The 8,820-nt window shown below is 44.2% G+C and carries 9 protein-coding genes and 1 pseudogene; 5 read left to right on the forward strand and 5 right to left on the reverse strand.

Going from position 1 to position 8,820, the window contains the following annotated elements:
• Nucleotides 1–132 precede the first annotated feature (132 nt).
• Nucleotides 133–1,469, reverse strand: a pseudogene (locus LEP1GSC060_RS05575) (N-acetylmuramoyl-L-alanine amidase).
• Nucleotides 1,469–2,056, reverse strand: coding sequence for a hypothetical protein (locus LEP1GSC060_RS05580; protein WP_002998580.1), 588 nt, complete (start codon nucleotides 2,054–2,056; stop codon nucleotides 1,469–1,471). Before LEP1GSC060_RS05580 ends, LEP1GSC060_RS05575 begins: the two are co-directional and overlap by 1 nt.
• 110 nt (nucleotides 2,057–2,166) lie before the next feature.
• Here LEP1GSC060_RS05580 and LEP1GSC060_RS20255 point away from each other — a divergent pair, with 110 nt between their 5' ends.
• Entirely contained in the window at nucleotides 2,167–2,328 is a 162-nt protein-coding gene (locus LEP1GSC060_RS20255) for a hypothetical protein (RefSeq protein WP_002998574.1), read from the forward strand.
• A 279-nt stretch (nucleotides 2,329–2,607) separates the two neighbouring features.
• Here LEP1GSC060_RS20255 and LEP1GSC060_RS05585 read toward each other — a convergent pair whose 3' ends face one another.
• Nucleotides 2,608–3,516 (reverse strand): tetratricopeptide repeat protein, encoded by a 909-nt coding sequence (locus LEP1GSC060_RS05585; protein ID WP_002998570.1) that lies wholly within the window; start codon nucleotides 3,514–3,516, stop codon nucleotides 2,608–2,610.
• Nucleotides 3,517–3,562: 46 nt separating this feature from the next.
• Here LEP1GSC060_RS05585 and ribH point away from each other — a divergent pair, with 46 nt between their 5' ends.
• Genes ribH through LEP1GSC060_RS05605 form a run of 4 tightly spaced genes read left to right on the forward strand, consistent with a single transcriptional unit; the run spans nucleotide 3,563 to nucleotide 7,831 of the window.
• Entirely contained in the window at nucleotides 3,563–4,018 is a 456-nt protein-coding gene (gene ribH, locus LEP1GSC060_RS05590; RefSeq protein WP_002998563.1) for a 6,7-dimethyl-8-ribityllumazine synthase, read from the forward strand.
• A complete protein-coding gene (gene nusB, locus LEP1GSC060_RS05595; protein WP_080634514.1) occupies nucleotides 4,019–4,435 on the forward strand; it encodes a transcription antitermination factor NusB in 417 nt (138 codons plus the stop codon).
• Nucleotides 4,428–6,494, forward strand: a complete 2,067-nt coding sequence (locus tag LEP1GSC060_RS05600) for a tetratricopeptide repeat protein (RefSeq protein WP_002998578.1) — start codon at nucleotides 4,428–4,430, stop codon at nucleotides 6,492–6,494. The genes nusB and LEP1GSC060_RS05600 overlap by 8 nt, the downstream gene beginning before the upstream one ends.
• Nucleotides 6,495–6,517: 23 nt before the next feature.
• Nucleotides 6,518–7,831, forward strand: a complete 1,314-nt coding sequence (locus LEP1GSC060_RS05605) for a HEAT repeat domain-containing protein (protein ID WP_036095477.1) — start codon at nucleotides 6,518–6,520, stop codon at nucleotides 7,829–7,831.
• A gap of 275 nt (nucleotides 7,832–8,106) precedes the next feature.
• On the opposite strand, the gene LEP1GSC060_RS05610 is transcribed toward LEP1GSC060_RS05605, so the two are convergent.
• Together LEP1GSC060_RS05610 and LEP1GSC060_RS05615 are read right to left on the reverse strand one after the other, a co-directional pair.
• A complete protein-coding gene (locus LEP1GSC060_RS05610; protein ID WP_002998572.1) occupies nucleotides 8,107–8,403 on the reverse strand; it encodes a hypothetical protein in 297 nt (98 codons plus the stop codon).
• Nucleotides 8,379–8,820: IS982 family transposase (locus LEP1GSC060_RS05615; protein ID WP_036095479.1), on the reverse strand; the 442-nt coding region annotated here is incomplete at its 5' end. The genes LEP1GSC060_RS05615 and LEP1GSC060_RS05610, both read right to left, overlap by 25 nt.

The raw sequence follows: 8,820 nt of genomic DNA on the forward strand, positions 1-8,820 counted from the left end.
GTTTTAGGATTTTGTAGAAGACCGCAGACTCCGTGGGAGTTCCCACACTTCGAGTGGCGAGGATTTAGTCGTTAGGTTTTAGGATTTTGCAGAAGACCGCGGACTCCGTGGGAGTTCCCACACTTCGAGTGGTTAGGGCTGAAAATCAGTGAATAGAAGAATCCAATCAGCGAGGTGTCTGTCGAACCAGTTTTCCTCCGGGAAAAAAGTTCCGTCATACTAGGTGTCCAAAACCGCCTTCATATAGGGTTCGCCGGGATCAAAATCCTTACCGTCCAGATAAATCGAACCTCCCCATTTTTTCTTGGCTTGCGTATGAGAATAAACCCCCCGCAAGGATTCCACACGTTCGTTGTTCAAAGGAATCTTATATTTTTCGGAGAGTTCTTTTACGAGCCGAACGACCGCTTTCGTTTGTTCAGAATTCGATAAAAGCATTTCCGTATCCTTGCCGACAATTTCCACTTGAAAGCAGTTCGCGTTCGTTCCCGTGGCCGCAGCGGCCGTATCCAGGATGGAATCCAGAAGTTGATAAATTTTTCCGTCCTGATCCGCAAGAAACGTCGCGGATAAATTACGTTTTTCTAATACTTCCAGCGTCCTTTGGTAATCCGGAATTGCGGTGTAGTGTAAAACGATACAATCGGGGCGGATCGATCCGCGATGATTGTAACGAAGCCTTCTTTCTTCGGGAGTTTTTCATACTAGGTGTTTTTTCGACGGAGTTCAAATCGACGATCGGAGCGGCGGTCGCACCTCGGCCTCGGTCGTACGTTTGAACGATTTTTTTACCGGATAAATCCGTGAACTTTTCCTTACGAATCACCCAGCCGGAAACGAATCTGTCCTTCCATTCCGTTTCGGAAAAAAATTTTACCTTGGAGCCCGGACAAAACCGAGGAAAGAACTTTTTCACTTCCGCATTCTCCCGTATCCAAAAAACGACCGAACTTCTTCTTGCTCTGAGTATGGGTAAAAATTCCCTTCCCGGAAGCGATATCGTAGTTATTTAGAGGAATTGAATATTCTTTCGAAAGACTCCCGATCAATTCCGTCAACGCTTTCAATTGAATCCCGTTTATACTAGGTGTATCGTTCGCTCCTTCCCAGGAAACATGGATCGCAGTTTCATCCATTCCCGGAGCCGCTCTATAAAAAATTTTGGAAGGTTCCTCCGCCCCGTAAACGTTTCCGTTTTCAAGAACGATAAAATGAACCATCCATCCGGAAGATTTGCTTTTGTCCAAGTATGCTTCCGCTTTCAAACCGGAAGTGTGATGCAAAAGAATCGATTTCACCCGAAGGGAACTGCGTTTTTTACCGATCGTATCCAGGGATTCTTTGCCGATTTCTAAAGTCAAAAGAGGAAGAATATTGTTGGAACGTTCGGAGATCGTCTTTTGGGACGACAAGGAACAACTCAGGATAAGAACGAATACGATTGATTTGGAAAGAACGGAAGGTGTCATCAACCGCCGACCTTGTCGCGAAGACGAGTGAGATCCTCTCTTAACTTTTCGAGAGTCCTGGAAAGTTTTCTATGACGATTGATAAGATCCGAATATTCGGAAATTTTAAAGTTCTTTCCGTTATCTTTTTTGTCGTCCTCCGGCTCCGGAACCGACGGAATCGTCTTAAAAATCTCCGAGGAAGATTCGAATTCCCGAGTCAGTTTCAAATACTCCGCCGAACAAGCGGAGAAAAATTCGGGAGAAAGATTCTTTTGGGATGATTCTATCCGTTTGCAGAGCGCGTCCGTGGCGGTTTTTAGAAATGAAAAAAGGGACTGATTATCCCGAACCACTTCGTTTAGGGATTCTTGAAGATGAATTTCCGTTTTATTTTTGGAATGAAGAATTCCTCTTTTAGCTTTCCAATAGATCAGATAGATGAGAACTGCGGATACGATAAAAATAAATGAAAATAAGAAGAAGGTTCTTTTCTCGTAAATCCATTCCAAGGTTTCCATTTGGAACAAATCGGGAGCGTAGGCCGCCATCGCCAAAGCGGTCAACATGAGAAAGCTGAAAGAATAAAAGAAAATACGGACTGCCATTCGGTTTCATGACAGATTCCCCGGCTGGACTTGTCAAGGAACCTTCTTGTCGTAAGAAAAGCGACACGAAGATTTAAGATCGTCTCTTATCGATTCCGATAATAAAAGGGATGGAAAAATCCTCTTCAAAAACGTTTTCCGGGTCCAAGGTCGTAAATTTCGGGCTTTATAAAATCAAAAAAACTCTGAAAGAAGAAGGTTTTGAAGTCGTGGAAAAACCCGACGGAAAAATCACTCTTGTCATCCGGGTGGGAAAAGAAAAAAGAAGTTAGATTTCCTTTGCAAAGGTTGTCAAAAAAATCACCGATTTCCAAGTGAATTTTGACAGTGAAATCGCCATTCATAAATTTTTGAAGCGGACTTTTATCGAAACAATATCGAACAATCATAGAAACGAAACGGTTAAAGTAGAAACCACTTTTCGATTTTAAAAATTGAATCATTCAAAGTTTTCTTTTCTTTTAAACCCGCACATCCGACGACCGATGAAGGTGATTTCTTTGTTTTTATCAGATACATTAGTACTTTAAAATATATCTATATTCTCCCGCTTACATCGCGTCCGGATCCGCATCCGGAAGTTCCACCTCTTCCCTTTTGGGTTCCGGTTTTAGGAATCCCCCGCATTTTTGCGAAAGTTGTTCGTGAATTTTCCATTTGTCTCCGGCCAGAGGCATCACTCTCAGATAAATCCTATAATTACGGATTGCACCCTTGCAATAACCGCCTTTGAGATACAATTGACCCAGAAGTTTTCTTGCCGCCGGATGTGCGGGTTCCAACTCGATCACTTGATTGGCGAGCCTCACCGCCCTATCCGGATTGTTTGCGGCGAGTTTTCTCGCTTCCTCCCAAGCAGAAGCGGTTTCTTTATCGTACTTTCGATAAAGATCGGTGTTCCCCATCTGAAACAAACGGAAGATGATCGCGTCCTCCTTTCCGTTCTGACAAATTCCGTACCAAACGTCCTCTTCCCTTTCGGTAATTCGGTTGGCTCGGATCCCGGCGAGTCTGGAACCGTCGATACAACCGGTCGCTTCGAAAAGGTCCTTCATCGCTTGCGGAGAAGTCGCAAGGATTCTTCTCGCTTTGTTTTCAAACGTTGCGATCTCGTCTTCGGGAAGAGAATCTTCCGGGTTCGGAACGTCTTGTAAACCGGACAAAACTCTCAATTTGATATTGGATTCCAAGACCCATTCGGGCAGATTCAATGATTTTATAAACGCGTCTTCTTTCGGAAAAATTCTTCGATAGAAGGAACATCCCGAAACAAAAAGAAGGACACAAAGTATTAAAACGAAACGGTTGGAATAAGAACCGATTCCGAAATAGAAACGGAACTCACGAAACAATCTGTCCGTAAAAAAACGTTGGGTTTGCCCTTTTTGATAACCTAAAATTAAGTTCTGAAACACTCTGTAAGAGAAAAACGATCCTGAGAGGACTTTTTGATTTGCCACAATAGGTAACGTATGATTTCTCAACAATAGAATCAATCAGGAATCTATGATCCAAGAACTCAAAGCAGATCTAAACGGAAAGGGACAAAAACACTGCGTGATCGTTTCCCGTTTCAACGAATTTATCACGGAAAGTCTTTTGAAAGGGGCACTTGAGTCGTTCCGCATGCACGGGGTGGAAGACGTGACCGTGGTTCGAGTTCCCGGCGCTTATGAAATGCCGGTCGTAGTCGCCAAAGCGGCCGCTTCTAAAAAATACAATTCCATCGTTTGTTTAGGCGCCGTGATCCGAGGTGCAACCGCTCATTTTGATTTTGTCGCGGGAGAATCCGCAAAGATCGGATCCATCGGAGTTCAATATTCCATTCCGGTTATCTTTGGAGTTTTGACAACCGATACGATCGAACAAGCGATCGAAAGAGCGGGAACCAAGGCCGGAAACAAGGGAGCGGAAGCCGCAGCCACAGCCGTGGAAATGGTGAACCTGCTTTCCCTTCTTTAAATGTCGGCCAGACGCACTTCCAGAGAAATCGCCGTTATGGCGCTTTACCAATTGGAACTTACCAAACCCCTTCTCAAAGAGGTTCTCAAATTCAAATGGTACGATAAAAAAATCGAACCCGAAGAAAGGGATTTCGCCGTTTCCATCGTAAATGGGGTTGTGAAAAATCAGGATCAGATCGATACTCTGATCAGGAAGTATTCCAAAAATTGGGACTTTTCAAGAATCAGCGTAGTAAACAAGGCGATCCTTCGTTTGTCCATTTATGCTTTGTTATATACTTGGGAAGTTCCGAAAAACGTTACGATCGACGAAGCGGTGGAACTTACAAAAGAATTTGAAAGCGAAGAATCCGCGCGGTTCGTGAACGGAATCCTGGACGCAATTCTTAAAAACGAAATCAAATCCGATGGATAAAGAAATCCGAAAAAACAGGTTGTTCTTAGAGGGGATCGAGGAAAAAGAACTCTATTTCCCGGAAGACAAAGAACCCGTTCGGATCCGTAGATCATACAATAAACTTATAATATTCTGGATTTTGACGGGAGTTCTCGTGTTAGGCGGACTCGGCTTCGCAGTTTATCATCAATTCTTCCGGACGTCCGCTCCCGGATCCGAATTTACAAACTCCTTCAACAAGGATCTGGTTCAAAATAAATCGGACATCAATCGTCTATTAGAAAGACCTTATCTACCGGACGGAAACGCAAATCCGGCGCTCACAAAGTGTATCAATCTTTATAAGGAAAGATTTACCAGACAAGCATTCGATACTTGTAATGAGTTTTTGGATTCCACTGGAACTCAGGAGGAAAAATCGATCGCGCTCACCGTCCTCGGAGTGATCCACGACGAAAGCGGACGTTATCCGCAATCGATCGAAAGACTTCAGAAAGCGGTTCAATACGATCCCAAAAATTTTTACGCCTACTACAATCTGACTCTCGCCTACAAACACGCCGGAAGATTTACGGACGCGAGAATGGCGGCCCTCAAGGCCAAAGAGATGGCGCCTAACGATGCAAGAGTTTCTTTGCTCGCGGGGAATTTATTCAACGAATTAAACGATCCGGACGCCGCGATCGACGCGTACAAGGAAGGATTGTCCGCTTCTCCGGACGATATGTATCTGACGTACAACCTCGCGGTCAGTTACTTTAAAAAGGGAGACATTCCCCAAGCCGAGGAAGAATTTAAGAAAGTTGTAATCAAGTCTCCTTCGGGAAGACTCGCGGCCTTATCTCATTCTTATCTGGGAAACATCGCCTACAACAAACAGGATTATAAAAACGCGGAATATCATTTCCGTCAGGCGAGTAATCTTTCTCCAAACGAAGCGAAGTATCTCTACAATCTCGCGGTCGTTTTGCAGAAGAATGGAAACAAAGAAGAAGCCCTTAAATATCTCGAACTGGCCCGCGACGCAGGCGCGAACGATCCCGAAATTTACAGATTGATCGCGGAAGGATTTTCCAATTTGAATCAGGGAGAAATGTCCATCTCCGCACTTCAGAAAAGTTTAAAGTACAATCCTACGGATATGGATTCTCTTTTTCAACTTGCGGAAGCGTATTACAACAAGGGAGATCTTCTTTCCGCCGAAGAAACCTATCGTAGGATCGTGTCCTCCACTCCGGGAGACAGTTTTACCGAAACCGCCTTGATCAATTTGGGAGTGGTTCTGGATCAGATGGAACGTTATGGGGAAGCGATCACCGCGCTCAACCGAGTTATAGAACTCAATCCTAAAAACGCGAAGGCGTATCATACATTAGGACTTGTTTATAAACATTCCGGTAACGGTACCCTCGCGATCGAAAACTGGAGAAAGTCGACTGCGATCGAACCCGAAAACGTACAAAGCCGGGAAACCCTCGGAGATTATCTTCTCGAAAATAAATTCTTTCGGGAAGCCGTGGAGGAATATACCGGAGTTGTAAAACACAAAAACGACGCGTATAAGGTCTATCTTAAGATGGCCGAAGCCTATCTGGGAATGCAGGACGATTCCAACGCCGAAAAAATTCTTTTGAAGGTCTTGGACTCTTCGAAAGACGGCGCGGATCTGAAAAACGCCCACAAAAAACTCGCGCTTTTATACAATAAATCCAAGGACCCCGATTTGAAAAACAGGGCCAAGGACGAGGCTTTCCGTTCCGCACACATGGATCCGAACGATATGGAAGGCCGATTAGTACTTGCAAAAATTCTAATAGACTCCAATTCGATTTTGGATCGGGAAAAAGCGATCGACGAGTTGACTGCGATCGTACGTTCCGACGTAAGACCCAAAACCGCCGCGACCGCATACAACTATCTCGGAATTTGTTATTATAAAAACGGGGAATTCAAAAGAGCGGTTCGATCGTTTCAGAGTTCGATCGATTTGGATCCTTCTTTGTCGGAAGCGTACGAGAATAAACGCGCGGCATCGGCGGCTCTGGAAGAATCCACGCGTAGAGAGGGATTTTTCTGAAACATTTCTTTTTAAACGTTTTCATTCCGTTCTTACTCATCTCTTCGATCTCCGCCGCTGAAACTCCAAAAGACGAATTTAAGGAAAAGGTATTCAATTTTTCTAAATCGCAGGCTTCGGCGATTTCCGAAATTCGAAACAAAAACCGATCGGATCTCGTGAAAGAACTTCCTTCTATTTTTCAAAACGAATCGGTCGACGAGAAGGCGCAGATCGCGATCCTAAAACTTTTCTCCGAGTTGGACGATCTCGACGCTCTCGCGCCGAATTGGATCGGAGTTTTGGACTTAGTCTTTCAAAAGACGACTAACGTAACTTTGAAAAAGGAAATCCTTTTATTGGCCGAAAAGAAAAAGGAAAAACGACTCATCTATCCGGTGATCGCCGCCTTCGGCGATCCCGAAACTTCGGTGAGAACCCTGAGTTATCGTTTGATGCATTTGTTAAAGGACGATCGGGCCTTGCCGATTTTACTCGACATGTCCTTATCCAAGGATCCGGTGCAGAGGATGTATTTTTTGGAATCCTCGTTGATCATCAAGGACGAAAGGATTCAAAATCAGATTCATAAACTGGCAAACGACGAAAGTTCGGGAGTGAGAAAAAAATATCTCATCGCGATCCATCGACTCGGGATGACGGAAAAATTTTCCCAATTTCAAAAATCGGCGACGAGCGATCCGGACGACGACGTGAAAATGGTCGCATTGGAAATTTTAAAAAACAAAAAGAGCCGCCAACATATTTCCTTGTTTTACAAAGGATTGACGGATCCCAATCCGGACATTCGAAGAATTTCCCTGGAGGCGTTGTTCGTCTTCCAAGACAAACAGGGGGCCAAGACGATCTCCGATCAGTTGACAAAGGAAGAGAATACGTTTCTCAAAACGAGAATGATCGACCTCCTATTGGATCTCGGAAACCACGGAGGAGGACAAGGAATCCTGGCCGTATTGACCAACGGCGAAGATCCCGAACTGAGAACGAAGGCGGCTTACGCAGTCGGAAAACTCGGAGCCAACACGAGTACGGTCGAACTCACGAAAATTCTTTCCGAAGAAAAGGAGAATAACGTCAAGTGGCAGTTGATCCGTTCTTTGGGAGAACTGAAAGATAAGAATGCCGTTCACGCGTTACTCGTGCTTGCCAGAAATCAAAAAGAAAAATTGAATCTGAGAATCGAAGCGATCGTCACGATTCGAACGATCAACGATCCGGACAGCCTTCCTGCCGTCTTTGAGGCTTACGTTTCCGAAAAGGAACAAGCGCTTCGCACGGAACTGGAAAACACAATCCGCGAAATTTTAAATCTGAAGTTCCCGCCGAAAATGCCTTGAGAATATTCAAATATTTGCATGGGCGAGTTCCCGCTGTTGCGGGAAACGCGCTGCTACGGGTTCGCTGTTCGCTCATCTCTTCGCGCTTTCCGGTTTTAGGGAAAGCGAATTTTTGAAAGAATGGCGAAGAGACAAGCCCTTCGCATCGCTCTCGCAGGGGATTGCTGAACTCGTCAGCTATTTTTCGAATTTCACGATTGTTCCGACAAAATGTATCCGTGTATCCCCGTGGGAACTCTTACGAACTCAAAATATACTTCCCTGTGGGAACTCCCTCATTCCAATCTCTTGTAATAGCCGATGGAAACGTTCACGAACAAACCCTGATCGTGCGCTTTATGAAATCCTAATACACCGTATTGATTTTCAAACGCGACTCGATCGGGCGAATCCGTCCAAGCGTTCGGCCAATAACGAATGCTCGGCTCGATCATAAAACCTTCCTTGCCGCCGAACGGAAAAAACCGGTAATAAAATCCGATGCCGGCGGATCTTGTTCTGTAACGATGTGCGCTTCCGGGAACGACGTATTTAACGTGAGTTCGGCCTAAGGAGCGAGTAAGAACTGGCAATTGTCTTTAGATTTCAAATTCAGAGACGGTTTTTTTGGGAAAAAAGAATATGCAACTAAACCGCTTAAAAGATTAACAGCCCAATTGAAAAAGCTGCGATGTCTGGTATGTTGAATCCGGCATATATTTTTAAGCTCATCATGAACCGATTCAATGATAGCTCTTTTTCTTAAAAGAATTTTGTCGACTAAGGGCATTAATTTATTCTTCATATTCTTTTTTAATTTTGTAATGAGTTGAATTCCTTTTTCATAAAGACTTTCAAAAAGAGATTGGCTAATGTAACCTCTATCTCCGAAAAGTTTACCGAAAATATTTTTAGAAAGTGGGAAAATTACTTTGGAGTTTCTGTCGTCGACATTTCCAGGAGTAAACATAAATGATAATAATTCACCGCGATCATTTACGATTAAATGC

It is taken from the genome of Leptospira weilii serovar Ranarum str. ICFT (assembly GCF_000332415.1).
GTDB lineage: Bacteria > Spirochaetota > Leptospiria > Leptospirales > Leptospiraceae > Leptospira > Leptospira weilii_A.